Source organism: Pseudomonas sp. MF4836, from assembly GCF_002018875.1.
Classification (GTDB): Bacteria; Pseudomonadota; Gammaproteobacteria; order Pseudomonadales; family Pseudomonadaceae; genus Aquipseudomonas.
Genome location: NZ_MVOL01000005.1, coordinates 352948 through 376487, shown reverse-complemented (window position 1 = coordinate 376487; position 23540 = coordinate 352948). Strand labels below are relative to the sequence as shown.

Below are 23540 nucleotides of genomic sequence, written 5' to 3'. Positions count from 1 at the left end.
GAGCGTGCGTCGGAACTTAAAGCTTTGGGGAGTCTGGGCATGGCGGGTGTAATGGATGCGGTTAACCAGCGCACGCAACTGGTTGGGCAGAATCGCCTGGAGCTGCTGCTGTTCCGTCTGGACGGCCAGCAGCTTTACGGGATCAACGTGTTCAAGGTTCGGGAGGTGTTGCAGTGCCCGAAACTGACCTTGATGCCTAAATCCAGTCCTGTCGTGTGCGGTGTCGCAAGTATTCGCGGGGCGACCATCCCGATCCTGGATCTGGCGATGGCCACCGGTTCGGGTGGTTTGAAAGACCTGAGCAACCCGTTTGTGATCATCACTGAGTACAACACCAAGACCCAGGGGTTTCTGGTGCGGTCGGTGGAACGTATCGTCAACATGAACTGGGAGGAGATCCATCCGCCACCCAAGGGCACCGGTCGCGATCACTACCTGACGGCCGTGACCCGGGTTGACAATCAGTTGGTCGAAATCATCGATGTCGAGAAGGTGCTGGCGGAAGTGGCGCCGACCTCGGAAGTGATTTCAGTCGGTGTGGTGGACGTCGAAACCCAGCACAAGGCGATTTCCCTGCGGGTACTGACCGTCGACGATTCGTCGGTGGCGCGCAAGCAGGTGACGCGCTGCCTGCAGACGGTTGGCGTGGAAGTGGTCGCGCTGAACGACGGCCGCCAGGCCCTGGATTACCTGCGCAAGCTGGTGGACGAGGGCAAGAAGCCGGAAGAAGAATTTCTGATGATGATTTCCGACATCGAGATGCCGGAGATGGACGGTTACACCCTCACGGCCGAGATACGCAACGATCCGCGCATGCAAAAGCTGCATATCATCCTGCATACTTCGTTGTCAGGTGTATTCAATCAGGCGATGGTGAAGAAGGTCGGTGCCGATGACTTTCTTGCCAAATTCCGTCCTGATGACCTGGCATCCCGGGTAGTCGACCGGATCAAAGCAGCAGACAACAGCTAGGGGCATCGGCTCCTGGCGGTCATACGATTTAAGAGGCGGCATCATTGTCTACGGGTAATTTGGATTTCGAACAGTTCCGGGTCTTCCTGGAAAAAGCCTGTGGGATCTTGCTGGGTGAGAACAAGCAATATCTGGTATCGAGCCGTCTCAACAAACTGATGGAACAGCAGGGCATCAAATCCCTGGGTGAGCTGGTGCAGCGTATTCAGACCCAGCCGCGCAGCGGTTTGCGCGAGCAGGTGGTGGATGCCATGACCACTAACGAAACCTTATGGTTTCGCGATACCTATCCCTTTGAGGTCCTGAAGAACAAGGTCCTTCCCGAAGCGATCAAGGCCAGTCCGAACCAGCGCTTGCGCATCTGGTCGGCCGCCTGCTCGTCGGGCCAGGAACCCTACTCGTTGTCGATGTCGATCGACGAGTTCGAACGGACCAACATGGGCCACCTGAAGATGGGTGTGCAGATCGTTGCCACCGATTTGTCCGGCACCATGCTCAACAACTGCAAGACCGGCGAATACGACAGCCTGGCCATTGGCCGCGGCCTGTCTGCCGAGCGCCTGCAACGCTACTTCGACCCGAAAGGGCCGGGGCGCTGGGCGATCAAGGCGCCGATCAAGAGTCGGGTGGAATTCCGCTCGTTCAATCTGCTGGACAGCTACGCGAGCCTCGGCAAGTTCGACATCGTGTTCTGCCGCAACGTGTTGATCTACTTCTCCGCTGAGGTGAAGAAGGACATCCTGATGCGCATTCACAGCACCTTGAAGCCGGGCGGTTACCTGTTTCTTGGCGCATCCGAGGCGCTCAACGGCCTGCCTGATCATTTCCAGATGGTTCAGTGCAGCCCGGGGATCATCTACCAGGCGAAGTAGGCCGGGTGGAGAGTGAGTCGATAAAAGGAGGCCCTTGGGCCTCCTTTTTTGTGCCTGGTCGTTGCCGGGTCGCGGCGTAAAAGCGGCAGTGAGGTTGCCGCTTTGCTGGCGCATCGCGGAAATCCATTGCCGCTTTTCTGGCATTGCCGCCTTGCCGCTGCCAGCGAAGCCTTGATTTACGGGGCTTTTGCACTTGGCACGGGGCTTGCTATATCCAGATTACGAAAAATCAGGTCACCCAAAGGTTTCCCGACATGAGCATCAGCTTCGATAAAGCGCTCGGTATCCATGAACAGGCTCTGGGCTTTCGCGCCAAGCGCGCCGAAGTTCTGGCGAACAACATCGCGAACGCCGACACCCCGAACTACAAGGCTCGGGATCTGGATTTCTCCGCCGTGCTCGCCGAGCAGAACGAGAAGACCAAGAACGGCACCTTTGCCTTGAACATGACCAACAGCCGTCATATCGAAGCTGAAGGCATGGGTAACGGCGACGAGTCGCTGCTGTACCGCACGCCGATGCAGCCTTCCATCGACCAGAACACCGTGGACGCCCAACTGGAACAGTCGAACTACGCCGAGAACTCGGTCAACTTCCAGGCCAGCTTCACGCTGCTCAACAGCAAATTCAAAGGGCTGATTTCGGCCCTGCGCGGAGAGTAATCCATGTCCCTCGCCAGTGTTTTCAATATCGCCGGTAGCGGCATGAGTGCTCAGACCACTCGCCTGAACACCGTCGCCAGTAACATCGCCAACGCCGAGACCGTGTCGTCGAGCATCGACCAGACCTACCGTGCCCGCCACCCGGTGTTCGCCACCATGTTCCAGGGTGCGCAGAGCGGTGGCAGCCAGTCGCTGTTCCAGAACCAGGACTCCACCGGCCAGGGCGTGCAGGTGCTGGGTGTGGTCGAAGACCAGAGCAACCTCGAAGCGCGTTACGAGCCTAACCATCCGTCCGCTGACGCCAAGGGTTATGTCTACTACCCCAACGTCAACGTGGTTGAAGAAATGGCCGACATGATTTCCGCGAGCCGTTCGTTCCAGACCAACGCTGAAATGATGAACACCGCCAAGACCATGATGCAGAAGGTCCTGACCCTCGGTCAGTGATAAGGGGCCTCTCCAATGAGCATTAACGACACCACCAGCACCACCAGCAGCTTGAGTCTGAATCAGATTCTCGCGAACTCGTCGAAAAAGACCACGACTTCAAGCTCTGACGGCATTACTGCGGCCACCAACAGTGCCACCGGTAAAAAAGCCCTGGGCAAGGACGCGTTCCTGCAACTGCTGGTGACCCAACTGAAAAACCAGAACCCCCTGGACCCGCAGGACAACAGCGAGTTCGTGGCGCAACTGGCACAGTTCAGCAGCCTGGAAGGCATCACCACGCTCAATGATTCGGTCACCGCGATTTCCGGCAACTACAAGTCGAGCCAGGCCCTGCAGGCCTCGTCCCTGGTCGGTCGCTCGGTGATCGTGCAGTCCGGCACTACCCAGGTCGACACCACCAAGAGCATGACCGGTTCGATCACTGTGCCGAGCAGCGTCGCGGGCGTGACCGTGACCATCACCGACAAAGACGGCAAAGCGGTGAAAACCATCGACCTGGGCAGCCAGGTTGCGGGCACCTCGAGCTTCACCTGGGACGGCACCAAGACCGACGGCACCAAGGCCGACCCGGGCAACTACACCTTCAAAGCCAGCACCACGATCGATAACACCGCGGTCGCCCTGGTCACTTACCTGCCTGCGACGGTCAACAGCGTCACCATCAGCCAGACTGGCGGTGAATTGATGTTGAACCTTGCCGGACTGAGCAGCCCGATCGCTCTGTCCAAAGTCCAAACCATTGGTATATAGAGCCGACTAACCCGGCACAAGGAGTGGAATATGTCTTTCAATATCGGCCTTAGCGGTCTCTATGCAGCCAACAAGCAGCTGGACGTTACCGGCAACAACATCGCCAACGTCGCAACCACCGGTTTCAAATCGTCGCGCGCGGAATTCGCCGACGTCTACTCGGCCACCAAGCTGGGCAGCGGCAGCAAAGTGATTGGCAACGGCGTGCGCCTGGCCAACGTTTCCCAGCAGTTCAACCAGGGTGACGTGAACAACACCGGCAACGTGCTGGACATGGGGATCCAGGGCCAGGGCTTCTTTGTCCTGAGCAACAACGGTTCGTTGACCTATACCCGTGCCGGTACCTTCAAGACCGACAAGGAAGGCTACGTCACCAACTCCGACGGCACCGCTCGCCTGCAGGGTTACGGTGTGGACGCCAATGGCAAGATCATCAACGGTGTGTTGACCGACCTACGGATCGACACTTCGAACCTGGCGCCCAAGGCGACCACTTCGGTGTCTTCGACCATCAACCTGAACTCGACGTCCGATCCTATCGACGACACGATCGTGGGTAACAAGTTTGACCCGACGCTGTCGGCAACCTTCACCAAACAGTTCAGCACGCCGATTTTCGATACCCAGGGCAACGAGCACCGCATGGACCAGTACATGGTCAAGACGGGCGCCAACACCTGGAAGACCTACACCCTGATCGACGGCCGCAACCTGGACGGCAGCTTGCCAACCAAGGATGGCAGTACCACCGATCCGGTCGCTTCGACCATTACTTTTGATACATCCGGCAAGTTGGTGCAGGTCAGTACACCTAACCCGGCTGACGCGACTAAACCCATCATCAGCAACGACCTGAAGTTGACTGGTTGGGTTCCAGGCACCGTGACCAATGGTGTATGGAAATCCAATGGCGCCAGCTCTGGTGGCACGGTATCGGTCTCCCTGGCCAATACCACCCAGTTCAACGCCGATACCGCCCGCTCGATCCCGGCCCAGGACGGCTACGCCACTGGCCAGATCACCAACCTGACCATCGACGGCAGCGGTGTGTTGCTGGCCAACTTCAGCAACAACCAGACCAAGCCGATCGGTCAGATTTCCCTGGCCAGCTTCACCAACGAGCAGGGCCTGCAGCCGGTAGGCGGCACCAGCTGGAAAGAAACCTTCGCGTCGGGCATCCCGGGCTACGATGCGCCACAGACCGGTACCCTGGGTTCTGTGGTGTCCAACTCCCTGGAAGAGTCCAACGTCAACCTGACCAACGAACTGGTCGAGCTGATCAAGGCGCAGAGCAACTACCAGGCGAACGCCAAGACCATCTCCACCCAGAGCACCATCATGCAGACCATCATCCAGATGACCTGATGCTGGCGGGCTGATCATTCAGCCCGACTCGCCACGAAAAGCCCTGCCGGTTCATGCCGGCAGGGCTTTTCTGTTTTGGGGCTGGGCAGGGCGCAGTGGCGAGCGGCGGCGCGACAGACAATTGTCATATTCAGCGACTACATTGCTGGCACTCGCCAACAGGGAACGTGCCCGAATGAATGTTTTTCTTGATCTCCTGCCGATGCTGTTCTGCGGCATGACCTTCGCCTGGGTGTGCTTGGGATAGCGCGGGTTCGGGCCGCTGTAGCCGCTGCCGCCAGGCTCGGGCCGCGTTCGGACGCTGGCTCTTGCAGACGTTGTAGTTTTCCCTGATGTAATCCAGCGTCTGATAGGGCCCAGCGCAGCCTCGTCAAGCTCGGCAGCGGCTACAGGCTGGGTCAGGGTTGGAACTCTACGTTCAAGGTGCGGCTGGCGCTGCGGCCCTGGTCATCGGTGACTCGCAGTTGATAGCTGGCGGACCTTTGTGGTCGCCAGGTGAGGCCGACCTGGGGTGGGCCCTGGCCGATCAGGGTCTGGTCGGCGAACCAGTACAGCCGGCGTGCGTCGCTGGCGGCGTTGGCGCTCAGCTGGATGTTTTCTTCCGGCCGCGACAGGCGCAGGTTGTAGGTCACCTGGGTCAGCGGCGAGCGTATTTGTGGCGCCTCGCTCTGATCGGCATTGCGCTCGGGCTGGCAGGCCTTGAGCACATTGGGCACTGCGCGCCGTGGCAACCCGGCGGCGCGGTATAGCCGGCGCACATCGCTGGGCCAGAATTCGAAGACCTCCTCGCGGGTGTACTGCGGGTCAAACGGCGGGCAGGCGGCCTTGCCGGTGCGGGTGTCGATCAGCACTGGGCGATGCAGGTTAGACACCCGGATCGGTGATACGCCGGGGATGTACCAGGTCTTGCGGGTTTGTGGGCACCAGCGGTTGGGCAGTTCGCCCGAGGCGCTGCACACCTGGATCCGCGTCAGCCCGGGCGGCGGTTTGTCGGCGCGCTCGGCGACCGTGGGCAGGGCCAGCGGCAGGGCGTCGGCGATCCTGAAAAACAGCGGCCCCGCGGTCTTGGCCCCAATGAACTGCGGGTTGGGCCGGCCGTCGAAATTGCCGACCCACACCACCAGCACATAAGGGCCTACCAGTCCGGCGCTCCAGGCGTCATGAAACCCCCAGGAGGTGCCGGTCTTCCACGCAGTGCGCCAATGCCGGCCGCGGCTGTCGGCCGGCAGCCCATCCGGACGCGGGTTGTGGCGCAGCATGTCGCGCACCATAAAGCTCGCTTGCGGGCTGAGCAGTTGCTCGCCGTTGCCGGTCGGCTGCTGGCTCAGGTAACGCAGCGGTCGCAGGTGGCCGTCACCGGCCAGCATCAGGTACAGCCGGGCCAGTTCCTCCATGCTCATCTCTCCGCCGCCCAGGGCCAGGGCCAGGCCGTAATGCCCTGGCGCGCGCAGCCCCTTGACGCCGGAGCGTTGCAGCAGGTCGTAGAGGGTCGGGTTTTTCAGCTGGCTAGCGAGCCATACCGCCGGAATGTTGCGACTGCGGATCAACGCCTCCTGCGCGTTCAGCGGGCCGATGAAACTGCCATCGAAGTTCTCCGGCTGGAAGTAACCGAAGTTGCTCGGCATGTCCCTGAGGATGCTCATGGGGTGGATCAGCCCCTGGTCGATCGCCAGCCCATAGAGAAACGGCTTGAGGGTCGAGCCCGGCGAGCGTCGCGCCAGCACGCCGTTGACCTGGCCCTGGATCGGCAGCGAGAAATAGTCGGCTGAACCGACCAGGGCCTTGACGCTCTGGTCGCGGGTATCGAGCAGGATGGCGGCCGCATTGTCCACGCCGAGGTCGTGTTTTTCGCCGATATAACCCTGGATCAGGCGTTCCAGCAGGCGTTGCAGAGGCAGGTTGAGGGTACTTTTCAGCTCGCTGCCGGCGTGGGCGGCCAGCAGTTGTTCGCTCAGGTGCGGCGCAAGAAACGGTAATTGCTGGCGGTTGCGGGCTTCCAGGGGCAATTCCAGCAGGCTTTGATTGCGTGGGTCATCCGGATAGGCCTCGCGCCAGGCAGCCATCAGGCGCAGCCGGGCCTGTTGCAGGTCGGCGGTGAAGGCCGCGCGGCGGTTGGGTTGTTGCGGAATCACCGCCAGGGCCAGGGCTTGCGACAGCGAGAGCTGGGCTGCCGGCCTGGCGAAGTAGACACGGCTGGCCGCCTCGGCGCCTTCGATATTGCCGCCCATGGGCGCCAGATTCAGGTAGGCCTCGAGGATGTCGTGCTTGCTGTAGCGCGCCTCCAGCCACAGGGCCAGCACCATCTGTTGCAGCTTGCCGGGAACCTGTCGGGTGTTGAGGTCATACAGCCTGCGCGCCAGCTGCATGCTCAGGGTCGAACCGCCCTGGCGCAGCCCGCCGCTGTAGGTGGCCAGCGCAGCGCGCAACAGCGCCGGCGGGTTGACCCCGGGGTGGTAGTAGAAATTGCGGTCCTCCTTGAGCAGGAGGGCCTGCACCAGTGACGGCGAGATGCGCTCCAGAGGCAACCACAGACGGTATTGGCCATCGCTGGCAAGGGTCATGCGCAGCAGTGTGCCATCCTCGGCCAGCACCACTCGCGACGAAGGCGCCGCCTGTTGCAGCGGTGCATGGGGCCACAGCCGCAGCAGCCCCAGGCCGATTGCCCCCAGCAGCAGGCCCTTGAACAGCGGTTTCAAGCGCTGTCCAAGGGGCCTGCGTTGGGGCTGGGGCTCAAGGTTTGACGATTTCAAGCTGGCCTACCTTGCCACGTCCTTGCAGGGTGGTCTGGTAGAGCCCTTCGGCATACGCCGGCGGCGTGTTGAAGGTCCCGGCGTTGGTGGCGCGCACGCGGTAGACAAAGGTCGCGGCGTCGCGCAGCACGGTGCCGTAGAACACCACACGGTCATCGCGCACATCAATGTACTCCGGCTGCCAGTTGCTCAACTCGCTCTCACCGACCGGCGCTTGCCAGGATTCCTCGTCGTCATCGCCGGACGATTGCTCCTGGTCTTCATCCTCCTCGTCGCGCTGCTTGGGCTGCGGCGGCAGGCGATAGACCGGCTCGACGCCACCTGGCAACAGGTCGACCACGGCCACTTGCTGCACCTGGTCATGTTCGGTGGCCCGCAGGCGCAGGCGCACCAGGAACTCATCGCCCACGCTGACCTGGGTCACCGGCTGGCCCTTGAGGTCGAGGTAGTCATGGATCACTTCCAGGCCATTGCTCAGGGGCTGGGTGTTGGCGCCGCGATCGAAACCGGCTTCGCTGAGCATGTAGAACGCGGCAGGACCGGAGGACTTCTCCAGGAGCAGCTTTTCAGTGGCCGCCGGCACCGCACTGCGCGGTGGCTGGCCGACCATGTTCAGCAATTGCTGGGACTTGTCGTTGAGCCAGGCGCTGGACTTGAGGTGCATGCCGCTCTCGGCGCGCTGCCCGTAGTTGTCCAGCGCCCGCAACAGCAGGGCGGCCGACAGTGAGTTGTAGCGCTGCTCGTTGAGACGCTTGCCGAGTTTATCCAGCAACTCGAGCGGCACTTCGTCGACCAGGTCGGGGAAGTGTTTGCTCAGCAGGTGCAGGTGTTCGGCATCGTGCACCAGAGGGTCGTAATACAAACCGTCGCTATCCCAGCGGTCGTTCAGGGTGCGCCAGGGAAGCTTGCGGAACAGCCGATCGGCCAGGCGATCCTGTTTCAGGAGCTTATAGCTGGCCGCCAGGTAGGCCGCGCCCAGGTCGTTCTGCCAGGTATCGCGGTGATAGGTTTCGTAACGCTCGCGGATATCGCTCAGGGCACCGCTGACCAGGATCCCCTGGCGGCTCAGCAGGTAGCTGGCGTAGGCGCGGTTGCGCAATTCCTGCAGGCCTTCGCTCGGACCATTGGCGATCTCGGTCAGGTAGGCATTGGCCCGCTCCAGCAGGTCGGCGGGCACGGCCAGGCCGCGTTCGCGGGCTTCGATCAGGAAGTCGGTGGCGTACAGGCTGGCATAGGGCGTGACCTGTGGGTTGGCCGCCCACAAGCCGAAGCCGCCGGCCTGGTTCTGCCGCTGGCGCAGTACCCGCAGCAGGCCGTCGAAGCCCTGTGTGGATGGCACGCTCGCTTGCGCATCGCGCCAGATCAGCGCCGGCATGGCTTTGGACACCAGTTGCTCGGTGCAGGCGTAGGCGTAGTCGTCCAGGTAGTGTTTCAGGCCGTCGGCCCATACCAGTGGCGACGCGGCAACACCCACCTGGACATTGCGCAACTCGCTGAACAGATTGCGGGTCGGCAGCAGTTCCTGGCTGGCGCCTTCAAAGCGGCCGAGGGTCAGGGCCACCCGGTGTTCGCTCAAGGGGCGGACCGAGGTGGTTTCCGCGACCTGGATTCGTTTGCCGTCGGGCAAGACCGCGATAAAGCGCAGGTCGGCGGAGCCGAGGTTTTCCAGGACCTTGATCCGGAACTGCGCCACGCCTTCCTTGCGCGGTTGCAGTTGCAGCGTGCTCCCGGGTTCGCCTTCGACCTGCAGTCCGGCGCTGGTTTGCAGCTCGAACTTCACGGCGGTATCGACTTCCAGGTTGCTGAAGACCCCAGCGCTGACCGTGAAAATATCCCCAGGGGCGACAAAGGCCGGCACGTTCGGCGTGATCACCAGCGGGCCGCGCACCTCGCTCGCGCCTTCACTGACGCCGACGCTGTTGGCGTCCACCGCCACGGCGAACAGGTGCAGCTTGCCGTTGAAGTTGTCCGGCAGTTGGTAGTGCAGCACGCTTTCGCCCGCCGGCAGGTCCACCACCCCCGACCACCAGGCCACAGGCGGCTGGTGCTTGCGCTTGAACGGGTTGAGGTGCGACGCCAGGGCGCCCTCGGTGTCGCCACCCGGGGCTGCGCCACTGAGCAGGCGGCTGAACTCCGGCAGGATCAGGTCGAGGATCTGGCTGGTGCCGACTTCCAGGGCGCGTTTCTGGAAGAAGAAGCCCAGCGGATCGGGCGCCTTGTAGCGCGCAACCTGCAGGATGCCTTCATCGACCGCATAGATCACCGCGCGGGTCGGCCGGTCGTTGCTGACCTTGATATCCAGCACTTGCCCCGGTTCGATTTGCGCCGGGCCTTCGACTTTCAGCGGCATGCGGCGCGCATCGAGGTTGATGCTGAAGGGCACCACGCCATAGGACAGCGGGCTCATGTAGACCTCGGACGAGCCGATGTCACGCACGAACTGCACGTTGACGTAGGCGTTGCCCTCCAGGCCCTTGGGCACCCGGATGTGCTGCACGCTGTTGGTGCTGTCGGCCTTGAACCACTGCTGGCTGTAGACCTTGTCGCGCTCGATGGTGATCAGCCCGGCGCCGGTGTAGGGCGCGCGAATGCTGATGGCGATCTCGTCGCCGCTGGCGTAGCTGCGTTTGTCGAGGCGCAGTTGCAGTTCGGCGTTGCGTTCCAGGGAACGCGAAGTGTTGCCTTTGCCAGCGACGCTGTAGTCGATCTGGTTCAGCAGGTTGCCGTTGGCATCCTTGAGTTGCAGGGTGAAGTCGCCCGGCGTCTGGGTGTCCAGCACCTGGGTCGCGCCCTGCTCGGTGAGCGTCAGCGGCGAGGCGGGTTGAGCCGTGTCCTTGAGGCGTGACTCGTACTTGTAGGTGCCATTGGCCTGCTTGACCAGCACCGACACGTAGCGGTGTTCGATCACCTGGCTGACCAGGCCTTCAACCGCACGCGGGCTCAGGTCCGGCCCGACAGCCAGCCATTGCACCTGGCGCGCCGTGCCCTTGGCCACGTAGGACAGCGAGTCCTGGCTCTTCACCCCGATCAGGTAGGGCGCCGAAGACACCAGCAACGAACTTTGCGCCGCCACATTGCGCCCACCCTCGGCCTCATACACCTGGGTCAGGACCTGCAGGCGGTAGGTGCTGTTGGCAAAACGCTTGAGGTCCAGGTCGAGCACGGCCTGGCCATTGTCGTCGGCGGTGGTTTCCGCCAGGTCTTCGCTGCTGGCTTCAGTCAGCGAGTCGTTGAGGCGGAAGCGGTACTCGGGGTAACGCTCGAACCCCGCCAGTGCCGGGTTCAGCGACAGGTTGGCGGTGATCCGCCGCCCTGCGGCCGGCGCGCCGAACAGGTGCAGCGCAGTGACCTTGGCCTCGACCTGATCCGGCGCGATCCAACCGGCGACCGGGGTGTCGTGCAGGCTCAGGCTGACCTTCAGGCGGTCGGGCTCGAAGTCGCGGACCTTGAAATTGACGCTGCCCAGGTGGGTACGCAGTTGTTTGTCGCCAATCAGTTGCAGGGTCGCGGTGTAATCGCCGGCCGGCGCCACGTCGCTGCTGGCAAAGTCGTAGCTTTCAAAACCGCTGGAGGACAGCTTCAGGGGCTCGCGCACCACCGTCAGGCCCCGTGGGTCGGTGATCAGCAGTTCGACCGGCAGGCCCTGCAAGGCACCTTTCCAGTCGCCACTGCGCACGATCATGCCCAGGTGTGCGGTCTCGCCCGGGCGGTACAGGCCCCGGTCGCTGAACAGGTAGGCGCTCAGGCGGTTGCTGGTGCCGTCTTCCTGCAGGCCGCCGACGTCGAAGCGCGACAGATCCAACTGTTGCGACTGGCGGGCGATCGGCAGGAATGACTGATCGTTGCCGCGGGTCACCACATACATCAGCGGGGTTTTCTCGCGTCGCAGCTCGTCGAGCTTGGCGAAGTGCGCGTGACCCTGGGCGTCGGTCTTGCCACTGCTGACCGGCAAACCGTTGCGCCCGATGATCTCGACCTGGGCCTCGGCCACCGGCAGGCCGCTGCCGATGGATTGCACGTACAGGTCATGGCTGCCGTCGCTGGAGCGCTTGGCAATGATGCCAAGGTCCGTGACCACGATAAAACGCAGGTCATTGGTCGCGCTTTGCGAGTAACCGTCGAAGGTACGCTGGCTCGGTTGGTCCTGGGCGCTGAGCTTGAGCACGAAGATCCCGCGGCGACCGCCGTTGGCACTGAGGTAGCTGCCAAGGTCGACGTTGTCGTATTGGGTCTTGGACGGATCGCTGGCGGACAGCGGGATGTCCAGGGACTGGCGCTCGACCATGCGGTCGAAATAGTCATTGGCAAAGTTGGGGCGGGCAAAGCTGCCGCTGCTCTGGTCGACCAGGTGTTGCAGCTGGTTGGGCAGGACGCGGGCGATCTCTACGTGGGCGCCGGGCACGCCACGGGCCATGAAACCTACGCGTTTTTCACCGGTGAGGCTGAGCAGGGCACCATCGGATAGAAAACGCAGGGTGCGCGGGTAGGCCGGCATGCTCAGCAATGAGGTTGTAGGGTTTTTCGCCAGGTAGCCGCCAATCGCCTCGATCCGCGCCGGGATTTGCACATAGAGGGTGCGCCCCGTGGGTGCCTTGAACTTGAAGGCGTGCTCGGTATTGAGCGGCTCGACACTGGGTACATGGCTGAGCTTGATCGGTTGCGAGCGAGCCAGCAGCGCTTCGTCGATGTCCTTGGCGTACCAGGGGGCGAGGTCGTCCTGGGGTTTTTCCGGCAGCAGCCAGGCCTGGACCTTGCCGGCAATCGCCTCGTCGGCCACGGCGCTGGAGCTGGTGAACATCAGCACCGGCTCGGGTTCGCCGCGATCATTGTCGGCGAAGTTGATTTCGCTGTTGCTGAAGGTCAGCCGATAGCGACCGGGCACCGTCACCAGGCGGGTTTGCGAGGAAGGGGTGGCGTTGCCGCCCAGTTGAGACTTGACCCCTTCGCCGAGGGTCAGACTGATCTGGTTGGTTTCCAGTGGCGTGGCCAACGCCGCAGACCGGATATAGGCCTGCAGCTTGAAGGCGTCGAAGCTGATCTCGGGCTGATTCGCGGCTTTTGGGTCGCGGTATTGCAGGCCGGTGCCGAGGGAGAACTTGATTCGTTTGCGTACGCTCTCTTCATCCACCGGGTGGGTGAACCTGAAGGTGGCGACCTGCTGTTTCAGGCTGGCGTCGACCGGGTCCTGATACAGCTCGTTCTGAACCAGGGTGGCGCTGAATGCAGGGGTGGAAAATGTGTTGCTGTACTGGCTCAACAGCACGCCATCGGCCAGCAGCTTTTTCTTGGCCAGCTCGACGCTGTATTTGGCGTCGATCGGCCAGTCCTGGTCCGGGGTGAATTGCAGGGTGCGGTCCTCGACCCAGCGCCAGCTGCCGGCGACTGCCGGGCTCAGGGTGATGCCTTCGGTCACGGGTTGATTGATGGCTTCAAGGGGCGCCACCGATTCATTGAAGCGGATACGCAGGGTGTCGATAAGCAGCGGCTGCCGGGTGTAGTCGGTCAGGCTGGGGCTCTGCACGCTGTAATGCACGGTGTGCGGTTGCGGTAGGTTGGAGTACCAGTGCCAGCCATACAGGCCGCCGGCACTCAGCACGGCGAGGGTCGCGATGCCGGCAGCAAATTGCCGTGGGTAGGCCTGGACCTTGCGCCCGATGGCGGTCAGGCCTCGTCCCAGTGCAGGAATCAGTTTACGCAGCCAATAGGGCGGGTGCCATTGGCCAAGAAGGCTTTGCGCCAGCCACAGGGTCAGCCCGAACAACAGGCGTGCCACGGTTGATAAAACGCCGAAAAGGCGGCGCGCTGCGTCCCTGCACCTGGCAAACATTGCAAAAAATCCCTGAAGTTGAATGGCGCGCCATCTTACACCTGAACACCGCCACAAACCTTGGTTTAAGCGGTTGTCACCGGTAAATTGCAAGCAAAAGAAAACCCCCGATAAACCAGAGGTCTATCGGGGGTTCGGTTCAAGCGCCTGGCGGCGCTCAAAGGTTCAGCTTATTGGCAGGCTTCGCAATCCGGCTCGTCGATGGCGCAAGCCTTCGGCACTGGAGCGGGACCTGCTGGAGCGGCCAGGACCGAGTCATCACCGTGGTTGCCGCTGGAAACAGCGTTCAACTTGCTGGTGCTGATGGTGGACTTCTCGGTGCTGGTCGCGGCCAGGGCACGGAGGTAGTAAGTGGTTTTCAGGCCACGGTACCAAGCCATGCGGTAGGTCACGTCGAGCTTCTTGCCCGAAGCGCCGGCGATGTACAGGTTCAGGGACTGAGCCTGGTCGATCCACTTCTGACGACGGCTGGCGGCGTCAACGATCCACTTGGTGTCCACTTCGAAGGCCGTCGCGTAGAGCTCTTTGAGTTCTTGCGGGATGCGCTCGATCTGCTGCACCGAACCGTCGTAGTACTTCAGGTCGTTGATCATGACCGAGTCCCACAGGCCGCGGGCTTTCAGGTCGCGAACCAGGTACGGGTTGATCACGGTGAATTCGCCCGACAGGTTCGATTTCACATACAGGTTCTGGTAGGTCGGTTCGATCGACTGCGATACGCCGGTGATGTTGGCGATGGTGGCGGTCGGTGCGATGGCCATGATGTTGGAGTTGCGAATGCCTTTCTGCACACGGGCACGAACCGGTGCCCAGTCCAGGGATTCGTTCAGGTCGACATCGATGTACTTCTGGCCACGTTGCTCGATCAGGATCTGTTGCGAATCCAGCGGCAGGATGCCCTTGGACCACAGCGAACCCTGGAACGTCTCGTAGGCGCCGCGCTCGTCGGCCAGGTCGCAGGAAGCCTGGATCGCGTAGTAGCTGACCGCTTCCATGGACTTGTCGGCGAACTCGACCGCAGCATCCGAACCGTAAGGAATGTGCTGCAGGTACAGCGCGTCCTGGAAGCCCATGATGCCCAGGCCCACTGGACGGTGCTTGAAGTTGGAGTTCTGCGCCTGTGGCACCGAGTAGTAGTTGATGTCGATCACGTTATCGAGCATGCGTACGGCGGTGTTCACGGTGCGTGCCAGCTTGGCGGTGTCCAGCTTGCCGTTGGTGATGTGGTTCGGCAGGTTGATCGAGCCCAGGTTGCAAACGGCGATCTCGTCCTTGTTGGTGTTCAAGGTGATCTCGGTGCACAGGTTCGAGCTGTGGACCACGCCCACGTGCTGCTGCGGGCTGCGCAGGTTGCACGGGTCCTTGAAGGTCAGCCATGGGTGGCCGGTTTCAAACAGCATGGACAGCATTTTGCGCCACAGGTCTTTGGCCTGGATGGTCTTGAACAGCTTGATCTTGCCTGGGTACTGGGACAGGGCTTCGTAGTACTCGTAACGCTCTTCGAAGGCCTTGCCGGTCAGGTCGTGCAGGTCCGGCACTTCGGACGGCGAGAACAGGGTCCACGGGCCATCATCGAAGACGCGCTTCATGAACAGGTCAGGGATCCAGTTGGCGGTGTTCATGTCGTGGGTACGACGACGGTCATCACCGGTGTTCTTGCGCAGCTCGATGAACTCTTCGATGTCCATGTGCCAGGTTTCCAGGTAGGCACAGACAGCGCCTTTGCGCTTGCCACCCTGGTTTACGGCAACGGCGGTGTCGTTCACTACTTTGAGGAACGGAACCACGCCTTGGGATTTGCCGTTGGTGCCCTTGATGTACGAACCCAGTGCGCGCACCGGAGTCCAGTCGTTGCCCAGGCCACCGGCGAATTTAGACAGCATGGCGTTGTCGTGGATCGCGTGGTAGATGCCCGACAGGTCGTCCGGCACGGTGGTCAGGTAGCAGCTCGACAGCTGTGGACGCAGGGTGCCGGCGTTGAACAGGGTCGGGGTCGAAGCCATGTAGTCGAAGGACGACAACAGGTTGTAGAACTCGATGGCGCGGTCTTCGCGTTGTTTCTCTTCGATCGCCAGGCCCATGGCCACGCGCATGAAGAAGATCTGCGGCAGTTCGAAACGCACGCCATCCTTGTGGATGAAGTAACGGTCGTACAGGGTTTGCAGGCCCAGGTAGGTGAACTGCTGGTCGCGCTCGTGGTTGATGGCCTTGCCGAGTTTTTCCAGGTCGAACTCGGCCAGGACCGGGTTCAGCAATTCAAATTGAATGCCCTTGGCGATGTAGGAAGGCAGTGCCTTGGCATACAGGTCGACCATCTCGTGGTGAGTGGCGCTTTCGGCTACTTCGAGGAAGCTCAGGCCTTCGGCACGCAGGGTGTCCATCAGCAGGCGAGCGGTCACGAAGGAGTAGTTCGGCTCACGCTCGACCAGGGTACGGGCGGTCATCACCAGGGCGGTGTTGACGTCCTTGAGGGCCACGCCGTCGTAGAGGTTCTTCAGGGTTTCGCGCTGGATCAGGTCGCCGTCGACTTCTTCCAGGCCTTCGCAGGCTTCGCTGACGATGGTGTTCAGGCGGCCCATGTCGAGCGGCGCCATGCTGCCATCGGCACGGGTGATGCGGATCGATGGGTGAGCCTGCACCGGCTCTTCGCTGGTGGAACGCACGGCGCGCTCTTTGGCGCGCGAGTCGCGGTAGATCACATAGTCGCGGGCCACTTTCTGCTCGCCGGCACGCATCAGGGCCAGTTCGACCTGGTCCTGGATTTCTTCGATGTGGATGGTGCCGCCCGATGGCATGCGGCGCTTGAAGGTCGCGGTGACCTGTTCGGTCAGGCGGGCCACGGTGTCGTGGATTCGCGACGAAGCGGCAGCATTGCCGCCTTCAACTGCAAGAAACGCTTTGGTGATAGCGACGGTGATTTTGTCATCGGTGTAAGGAACGACAGTGCCGTTACGCTTGATCACGCGCAGTTGGCCGGGCGCGGTGGCGGACAGATCCAGATTTGAATCAGCGGCCTGCGGCGCGGTGCCCTGCGGGTTCTCGCGAGTTGTGTCGGTTTGCATGGGTGTCTCCACGTTCTCTATGTTTGTTTGGGCACCATCACGGTGCCCACCGTTCCGTCCTGAAGCACTACAACCGGCATGGGCCGGGCATAACCACTTCGGGACAGTTCAGGAAGGGGGCTGTTGGCGCCGCTTCCATGCCGAAGTCTTGGGTCCCGAGCTTTTGGCTCAAGCACCTGTTCCTGATGGATGACAGTCTGTGACTGCAACACCCGTACCGTTTTCCCCTGTGGCAGGTTGGAAAACAGTAGCCATCCGCACGCGCGGTCTTGGTCTTCTAAAAAAGCGATTGGTTCACCAAACTTGGGCAAGAAAAGGGCTTGAGTTTCTTGTCTGATTTGTGTTTGGTTTTTTGCGCAAAACCCTAGATGTAGGGTTTTTTTTGCGCCGGGCTACAAGATAATGCGTTTTTGGGGGTGAATGCAATGTACAGCCTGTGGATAAGGTTGTGCGTAAATTGTGTATGAAAGCCGCAAACCTCATGCAGACCGCAGTAGGCCTGGATCAAACCGTTTGTCACTGTTTTTTACCGCCGGAAACTGTCCTGGGCGGATTTTTGCGGGCGCGAACCCTATCACAAAAAAGGCCGCTGTCCGAACCGATTTGCCTCCTTGTGTTCACCTGCCTGGCCATTGCTACAATCGGCCGCGCTTTAAGCAGTCTTATCCACCTCAAACATTACAAAAAGACGGGTGGATCCTTCCTGAATATGTTCTTGGCAAGAAGAGGTCACCCGTGGAGCAAGAAGCCTGGCAGGTATTGATTGTTGAGGACGACCAGCGTCTGGCCGAGTTGACCCGTGAGTACCTGGAGAGCAACGGCCTGCAGGTGGCCATAGAAGGCAACGGTGCGCTGGCGGCGGCGCGGATCATCAACGAGCAGCCGGATCTGGTGATTCTCGACCTGATGCTGCCCGGCGAAGACGGCTTGAGCATCTGCCGCAAGGTGCGCCACCGCTATGACGGGCCGATCCTGATGCTCACCGCGCGTTCCGACGACATGGACCAGGTCATGGGCCTGGACCTGGGCGCCGACGATTATGTCTGCAAACCCGTGCGCCCGCGGCTGCTGCTGGCGCGGATCCAGGCCCTGCTGCGGCGCAGCGAGGCGCCGGAAGCGGCGGTCCCGGAGAAGCAGCGACGCCTGCAGTTCGGCCCGCTGGTGGTCGACAGTGCGCTGCGCGAAGCCTGGCTGAACGAGGCGGGGATCGAATTGACCAGTGCCGAGTTCGACCTGCTCTGGCTATTGGTGGCCAACGCCGGGCGCATTCTGTCCCGCGAAGAAATCTTTACCGCCCTGCGTGGCATCGGCTACGACGGCCAGGACCGCTCGATCGATGTGCGCATCTCGCGCATTCGCCCCAAGATCGGCGACGATCCGGAGCACCCGCGCCTGATCAAGACCATCCGCAGCAAGGGCTACCTGTTTGTCCCTGAAGCCGCCGCCGATATGCCGCTGTGAACTCGATCTTCCTGCGGATCTACGGCGGCATGTGCGCCGCCCTGATCCTGGTGGCGCTGCTTGGCGTGCTGGCCCTGCACCTGCTTAATAATGTGCGCAGCGAGCAGTATCGCGAGCGCCTGGCCCATGGCACGTTTTCGCTGATGGCCGATAACCTGCAGCCGATGAGCGAGATCGAGCGTCGGCGCGTCCTGGCGTTGTGGGAGCGTCTCCTGGGGATTCCCCTGGCCTTGCAGACATTCGCCCAGACCAGCCTCGACAGCGGCCAGCGCAGCCGCGTGCTGCGGGGCCAGGCCCTGGTGGAGCAGACCGGGCCACACGCGGCGCGGGTCTACCGGTTGGTCAGCGACAAGGAACAACTGCTACTGACCGGCGAGGTGCAGCAGATCAGCGAGCAATTGGCGCGCGCGACTATCTACCTGCTGGCCGACGAACTGGTGCGCTACCCGGTCGCCGAGCAACCGCAACGCCTGGCGGACTTGAAGGAAGCCAAGGGTTTTGGTTTCGATATGCACCTGGTGATCCTTGAACAGGCCGACATGGACGAAGACCAGCGCCGCCGCGTCGCCGAGGGCGATACCGTGATGGCGTTGGGCAAGGGGGGCGATTCGATCCGGGTGTTTGCCGGCATGGTTGGCACGCCCTGGGTCTTGGAAATCGGCCCGCTGTATCAGATGAACCCCTATCCGCCCGAATGGCTGGTGCTGATCGCCGTCCTGGGCCTGAGCCTGATCGGCTTGATCGTCTATCTCCTGGTGCGTCAGCTGGAGCGGCGCCTGCGCGGGCTGGAGTCAGCGGCGACGCGCATCGCCAAGGGCAGCCTGGAAACCAGGGTTCCCGCCCGCGGCGCCGACTCGATCGGGCGCCTGGCCGCCGCGTTCAACGGCATGGCCGAGCACTTGCAGCGTCTGCTGGCGATCCAGCGTGAGCTGGTGCGGGCGGTGTCTCACGAGTTGCGCACGCCGGTGGCACGCCTGCGCTTTGGCCTGGAAATGATCGGCTCGGCCACCACCCCTGTGGCACGGGAAAAGTACATGGAGGGCATGGACAGCGATATCCAGGACCTGGACCGCCTGGTGGATGAGATGCTCACGTATGCGCGCCTGGAGCAGGGTTCGCCGGCGCTGAACTTCCAGCGCATCGACCTTGATGCCCTGGTCAGCCAGGTGATCAGCGAACTGGCGCCGCTGCGGGCCGAGGTCAAGGTCCAGCGCGGGTTGTGCCTGTCGGCCGCCAATTGTGATGACGCCTGGGTCGAGGCCGAGCCGCGCTACCTGCATCGGGCCTTGCAGAACCTGGTGAGCAACGCCATGCGCCACGCTGAATCCCAGGTGACCATCAGCTATCAGGTCGGGCAGGTGCGGTGTCGGGTGGACGTTGAAGACGATGGCCCCGGGGTTCCGGAAAGCGCCTGGGAGCGGATCTTCACCCCCTTTCTGCGGCTGGACGACAGTCGTACCCGGGCCTCCGGTGGGCATGGCCTGGGCCTGTCGATTGTGCGGCGGATCATTCACTGGCACGACGGCCGCGCGCTGATCGGGCGCAGCAAGAGCCTGGGCGGCGCCTGTTTCAGCCTGAGCTGGCCACGCCATCAAGAAGAGAAGCCCTGAAGCTCCAGACCTCAGGCCCGGGGCTAGGGGCTTGTGGGCGTCTCAACCGGGAATGCTGACCAGGCTCAGCAACTGCCCATCCTGCAGTGCAAACTGCGCGTCCAGTTGCGTGCCGTTGCGCCACTCGCTGGACAGGTCTTGCAACAGGCGCAGGCGCACCTGGCCGGCCTCGGTCCACTCCAGCACTTCGGCATGTTCGAAATAGAAGCGCTGCTGGACGATCGGGTACAGCGCCTTGAACAGGCTTTCCTTCACTGAAAAGGTCAGGGTCACCCACAGCGCCAGATGCTCGCTGGGGCCGGCGGCCATGCGCTGCAATTCCGGCGCGGTAAGGATCTCGCCCGCCAGGCGCCGTGCACGCTCGGCATCCAGCAGGTTCTCCAGGTCCATGCCCAGGCCGCGCCAGTGCTCCTTGCGCGCCACGATGGCCGCTGCCCGGCCGGTGCTGTGGGTGATCGAGCCGCAGATGTGGGCCGGCCATACCGGTGCCCGGTCGTCCCCGATGGGCGGGGTGCAGTCCAGACCTTCCAGGCGTTGCAGGGCGGCGCGGGCACACAGGCGCCCGGCAAGGAACTCGGCCTGGCGCTTGGCGACCGAGCGCTGAATGCTCGCCGGCGGCTCGATGGCGCAGCGCTGGAAGTCGTCCGCCGCCAGTTGCGCGGGATTGAAGTGGGTGCTGAGCAGGACGCTATTGGCCAGCGCCTGGGGCAGCGGCCAGTGGGCGTCGAGTGGGGTGCAGCAGGCGGGCAGGGCGGGGAGAGAATTCATGCCCGGCATTTTGCCGGGTTGCGCGGTTGCGGGGTAGCCCCGGGGGTTGAGGGCGCCTTTGTAAGCTGCGGCGCCCGTGTGGCGTCTGATGACTCATTGCCGCTGTTTTGCGAAAAATAGCTGAAAAAACAGCAGGGTGGATTCGGTTCAGGCCAGGTTCAGAGTGTGTTCAGGGGGAGTTCAGGGGGCGGTGGTTAACCTAGCTCCGTACCCAAAAAGCACATAGCGAATGAGGAAATTCCCTAATGACTTCTATCAAAAAGATGATCCTGGCCTTCACTGTTCTCGGCGCCAGCGCCGCTGCCCAAGCCGCTGACAGCAACTTCGCCGGTCTGAGCTACGGCCTCACCAGCGACAAGGTCAGCAAGTCCAGCCTGCTCAACAACAACCTCGGCCACCCGGATTCCGATGGTGTGATTGCCAAGGACAGCACCTTCGGTGTGCGCTTCGGCCAGTTGAATGACCAGGCCCGCTACTACGCCACTTATGAATATGTTTCGGGCTCGCACAATGGCATTAAACTGCGTCAGCAAAATCTGCTGGGCAGCTACGATATGTTCCTGCCAGTGACCAGCAGCACCAAATTGTTCGGTGGTGCCACCGCCGGCCTGGTCAAAATGACCCAGGAATCGCCAGGCTTCAGCCGTGACAGCGACATCGGTTATGCGGTCGGCGTACAGGCCGGTGTGCTGCAGCAAGTTTCGCAGAACACCTCGGTTGAGCTGGGTTATCGTTACCTGCGCAGCAACGCCAGCACCGAAATGAGCGAGCGCGGCGGCAGCAAGCAGGGTTCGCTGAACCTGGATAGCAGCGCCCAGACCTACCTGTCGGCCAACTACGCGTTCTGACACGTACCTTGGTTTTGACTGACGCCGGATCTGGCCCAAAGGCAGATCCGGCGTTGCCGTATGAGTAATCAGGGGGCCTGAACGCCCTTTGGAGTTGTGGAAATTTTGCCTGGGAGAGCTTTATGAAACTGCTGGTCGTTGAGGATGAGGCGCTGCTGCGCCATCACCTGCAAACCCGGCTCACGGACAGTGGTCATGTGGTCGAATCCGTGGCCAACGCCGAAGAGGCGCTGTATCAGAGCGAGCAGTTCAATCACGATCTGGCGGTGATCGACCTGGGGCTGCCGGGCATGGGTGGCCTGGACCTGATTCGCCAGTTACGCGCCCGTGGCAAGACGTTCCCGATCCTGATCCTGACCGCTCGCGGCAACTGGCAGGACAAGGTCGAAGGGCTGGCAGCCGGCGCAGACGACTATGTGGTCAAGCCCTTCCAGTTCGAAGAGCTGGATGCGCGCTTGAACGCCTTGCTGCGCCGTTCCAGTGGCTTTACCCAGTCGACCATCATCGCCGGGCCGCTGCTGCTCGACCTCAATCGCAAGCAGGCATCCCTGGATGAGCAGCCGCTGGCGCTGACCGCCTATGAGTACCGGATTCTCGAATACCTGATGCGTCATCACCAGCAGGTGGTGGCCAAGGATCGGTTGATGGAGCAGTTGTACCCGGACGACGACGAGCGCGATCCAAACGTGATCGAAGTGCTGGTTGGGCGCTTGCGGCGCAAGCTGGAGGCGCCGTCGGGCTTCAAGCCGATCGAGACCGTGCGTGGCCTGGGCTACTTGTTCAATGAGCGCTGCCGATGATTCGATCGCTGCGCTTGCGCCTGATGCTGGCCGCCACCACCCTGGCGGTGCTGTTCATGCTGGCATTGCTGCCGGCCATGCAAGGCGCGTTCAGCCTGGCGCTGCAGGACTCCATCGAGCAGCGCCTGGCCTCCGACGTGACCACCTTGATCTCGGCGGCGCGGGTCGAAGGCAATCACCTGCAGATGCCGATGCAATTGCCGGACGAGCGTTTCAACCTCACCGACAGCCGTTTGCTCGGCTACATCTATGATCGCGAAGGGCACCTGGTGTGGCGCTCGAAAGCGACCCAGGAAGAGAGCATCAACTACAAGCCGCGCTATGACGGGCGTGGCAACGAATTCGCCAGAATCCGCGAAGCCGATGGCCAGGAGTTCTTCGTCTACGACGTCGAGGTCAAGCTGCTGGGCGGTAAAAGTGCGGCCTTCAGTATCGTCGCCTTGCAGCCGGTGCGTGAGTACCAGCTGACCCTGGAAGGCGTGCGGGAAAACCTCTACCTGGGTTTCGGCGCGGCGTTGCTGGTGTTGCTGGCATTGCTCTGGCTCGGCCTGACCTGGGGCCTGCAGGCCTTGCGTCGCTTGAGCCAGGAGCTGGACCAGATCGAAAGCGGCACCCGCGAAAGCCTCAGCGAAGAACACCCGCGCGAGCTGCTGCGGCTCACCGGCTCGTTGAACCGTTTGTTGCACAGCGAGCGCGAGCAGCGCAGCCGATACCGCGACTCGCTGGATGACCTGGCCCACAGCCTGAAAACCCCGCTGGCGGTACTGCAGGGGGTCAGTGAAGACATGGCCCAGCGTCCTCAGGACCGCGACCAGGCCTGGGTCCTGCAAAGCCAGATCGAGCGCATGAGCCAGCAGATCAGCTATCAGCTACAGCGCGCCAGCCTGCGTAAAAGCGGCCTGGTGCGGCACCAGGTCAGGTTGCGTCCGGTGCTTAAGAGCCTGTGCGACACCCTGGACAAGGTGTACCGCGACAAGCAGGTACGGGTCTCTTTCGACCTGCCGGAGCAGTGTTATGTGCCGATCGAGCACGGTGCCCTGCTGGAAATGCTCGGCAACCTGCTGGAGAACGCCTACCGCCTGTGCCTGAGCCAGGTGCGCATCAGCGTGCGCGAAACCCTCGACGGGGCCGAACTCTGTGTCGAGGATGATGGCCCCGGCGTACCACCGGACCAGCGTGCGCGGATTTTGCAACGTGGCGAACGCCTGGACCGCCAGCATCCGGGGCAGGGGATTGGCCTGGCGGTGGTCAAGGACATCATCGACAGCTACGGCGCGCAGCTGACGCTGGGGGATTCCTCCCTGGGGGGCGCGGCATTCCGGATTCACTTCCCGATTATTTGA

The 23540-nt window shown here is 62.2% G+C and carries 15 protein-coding genes; 11 read left to right on the top strand and 4 right to left on the bottom strand.

The genetic code is table 11. The annotated features are described in order from the left end of the window. Nucleotides 1–39 precede the first annotated feature (39 nt). The 6 genes from MF4836_RS14390 (at nucleotide 40) to flgE (ending at nucleotide 5071) form a co-directional block, all read left to right on the top strand. Nucleotides 40–972, top strand: a complete 933-nt coding sequence (locus MF4836_RS14390; RefSeq protein ID WP_020295657.1) for a chemotaxis protein CheV — start codon at nucleotides 40–42, stop codon at nucleotides 970–972. A 44-nt stretch (nucleotides 973–1016) separates the two neighbouring features. After that, on the top strand, nucleotides 1017–1844 hold the full coding sequence (cheR, locus tag MF4836_RS14385) for a protein-glutamate O-methyltransferase CheR (RefSeq protein ID WP_078470835.1): 828 nt from the start codon (nucleotides 1017–1019) through the stop codon (nucleotides 1842–1844). 254 nt (nucleotides 1845–2098) lie between these two features. Next, complete coding sequence (gene flgB, locus MF4836_RS14380; protein WP_020295655.1) at nucleotides 2099–2506, top strand: flagellar basal body rod protein FlgB; 408 nt, start codon at nucleotides 2099–2101, stop codon at nucleotides 2504–2506. Between the two features lie 3 nt (nucleotides 2507–2509). Beyond that, entirely contained in the window at nucleotides 2510–2953 is a 444-nt protein-coding gene (gene flgC, locus MF4836_RS14375; protein WP_020295654.1) for a flagellar basal body rod protein FlgC, read from the top strand. A gap of 15 nt (nucleotides 2954–2968) precedes the next feature. Continuing rightward, a complete protein-coding gene (flgD, locus tag MF4836_RS14370) occupies nucleotides 2969–3706 on the top strand; it encodes a flagellar hook assembly protein FlgD (protein WP_078470834.1) in 738 nt (245 codons plus the stop codon). Nucleotides 3707–3736: 30 nt separating this feature from the next. Further along, a complete protein-coding gene (gene flgE, locus MF4836_RS14365) occupies nucleotides 3737–5071 on the top strand; it encodes a flagellar hook protein FlgE (protein ID WP_078470833.1) in 1335 nt (444 codons plus the stop codon). Between the two features lie 398 nt (nucleotides 5072–5469). Here flgE and pbpC read toward each other — a convergent pair whose 3' ends face one another. From pbpC to MF4836_RS14350, 3 genes are all read right to left on the bottom strand, one after another. Next, nucleotides 5470–7767 (bottom strand): penicillin-binding protein 1C, encoded by a 2298-nt coding sequence (gene pbpC, locus MF4836_RS14360; protein WP_078470832.1) that lies wholly within the window; start codon nucleotides 7765–7767, stop codon nucleotides 5470–5472. Nucleotides 7768–7801: 34 nt separating this feature from the next. After that, nucleotides 7802–13648, bottom strand: coding sequence for an alpha-2-macroglobulin (locus MF4836_RS14355; RefSeq protein WP_078470831.1), 5847 nt, complete (start codon nucleotides 13646–13648; stop codon nucleotides 7802–7804). 170 nt (nucleotides 13649–13818) lie between these two features. Further along, complete coding sequence (locus MF4836_RS14350; RefSeq protein ID WP_020295649.1) at nucleotides 13819–16710, bottom strand: ribonucleoside-diphosphate reductase subunit alpha; 2892 nt, start codon at nucleotides 16708–16710, stop codon at nucleotides 13819–13821. Between the two features lie 735 nt (nucleotides 16711–17445). Between MF4836_RS14350 and MF4836_RS14345 the strand changes: the two genes are divergently transcribed. Together MF4836_RS14345 and MF4836_RS14340 are read left to right on the top strand one after the other, a co-directional pair. Continuing rightward, the gene (locus MF4836_RS14345; protein WP_020295648.1) at nucleotides 17446–18171 is read left to right on the top strand and encodes a response regulator; all 726 of its coding nucleotides are present in this window, start codon (nucleotides 17446–17448) and stop codon (nucleotides 18169–18171) included. Beyond that, nucleotides 18168–19781: an ATP-binding protein gene (locus tag MF4836_RS14340; protein ID WP_078470830.1), complete on the top strand. Its 1614-nt coding sequence runs from the start codon at nucleotides 18168–18170 to the stop codon at nucleotides 19779–19781. The genes MF4836_RS14345 and MF4836_RS14340 overlap by 4 nt, the downstream gene beginning before the upstream one ends. Nucleotides 19782–19823: 42 nt before the next feature. Here the strand turns inward: MF4836_RS14340 and MF4836_RS14335 are convergent, their stop codons facing one another. Continuing rightward, nucleotides 19824–20549, bottom strand: coding sequence for a 4'-phosphopantetheinyl transferase family protein (locus MF4836_RS14335; protein ID WP_078470829.1), 726 nt, complete (start codon nucleotides 20547–20549; stop codon nucleotides 19824–19826). Nucleotides 20550–20794: 245 nt separating this feature from the next. Here MF4836_RS14335 and MF4836_RS14330 point away from each other — a divergent pair, with 245 nt between their 5' ends. The 3 genes from MF4836_RS14330 to MF4836_RS14320 all read left to right on the top strand — a co-directional run bounded on the left by MF4836_RS14330 (nucleotide 20795) and on the right by MF4836_RS14320 (nucleotide 23540). Further along, nucleotides 20795–21397: an outer membrane beta-barrel protein gene (locus tag MF4836_RS14330; protein WP_020295645.1), complete on the top strand. Its 603-nt coding sequence runs from the start codon at nucleotides 20795–20797 to the stop codon at nucleotides 21395–21397. 122 nt (nucleotides 21398–21519) lie between these two features. Next, nucleotides 21520–22197 carry a response regulator gene (locus tag MF4836_RS14325; RefSeq protein WP_020295644.1) on the top strand — a complete coding sequence of 226 codons (678 nt, stop codon included), beginning with the start codon at nucleotides 21520–21522 and terminating at the stop codon, nucleotides 22195–22197. Continuing rightward, entirely contained in the window at nucleotides 22194–23540 is a 1347-nt protein-coding gene (locus MF4836_RS14320; protein WP_078470828.1) for an ATP-binding protein, read from the top strand. The genes MF4836_RS14325 and MF4836_RS14320 overlap by 4 nt, the downstream gene beginning before the upstream one ends.

Bases quoted from the DNA above. Each gene is read 5' to 3' on its own strand.
- MF4836_RS14330 (WP_020295645.1), top strand. From the start codon at position 20,795: ATGACTTCTATCAAAAAGATGATCCTGGCCTTCACTGTTCTCGGCGCC.
- MF4836_RS14355 (WP_078470831.1), bottom strand. From the start codon at position 13,648: ATGTTTGCCAGGTGCAGGGACGCAGCGCGCCGCCTTTTCGGCGTTTTA.
- MF4836_RS14320 (WP_078470828.1), top strand. From the start codon at position 22,194: ATGATTCGATCGCTGCGCTTGCGCCTGATGCTGGCCGCCACCACCCTG.
- MF4836_RS14350 (WP_020295649.1), bottom strand. From the start codon at position 16,710: ATGCAAACCGACACAACTCGCGAGAACCCGCAGGGCACCGCGCCGCAG.
- flgE (WP_078470833.1), top strand. From the start codon at position 3,737: ATGTCTTTCAATATCGGCCTTAGCGGTCTCTATGCAGCCAACAAGCAG.
- MF4836_RS14325 (WP_020295644.1), top strand. From the start codon at position 21,520: ATGAAACTGCTGGTCGTTGAGGATGAGGCGCTGCTGCGCCATCACCTG.
- MF4836_RS14390 (WP_020295657.1), top strand. From the start codon at position 40: ATGGCGGGTGTAATGGATGCGGTTAACCAGCGCACGCAACTGGTTGGG.
- flgC (WP_020295654.1), top strand. From the start codon at position 2,510: ATGTCCCTCGCCAGTGTTTTCAATATCGCCGGTAGCGGCATGAGTGCT.
- flgB (WP_020295655.1), top strand. From the start codon at position 2,099: ATGAGCATCAGCTTCGATAAAGCGCTCGGTATCCATGAACAGGCTCTG.
- flgD (WP_078470834.1), top strand. From the start codon at position 2,969: ATGAGCATTAACGACACCACCAGCACCACCAGCAGCTTGAGTCTGAAT.
- MF4836_RS14335 (WP_078470829.1), bottom strand. From the start codon at position 20,549: ATGAATTCTCTCCCCGCCCTGCCCGCCTGCTGCACCCCACTCGACGCC.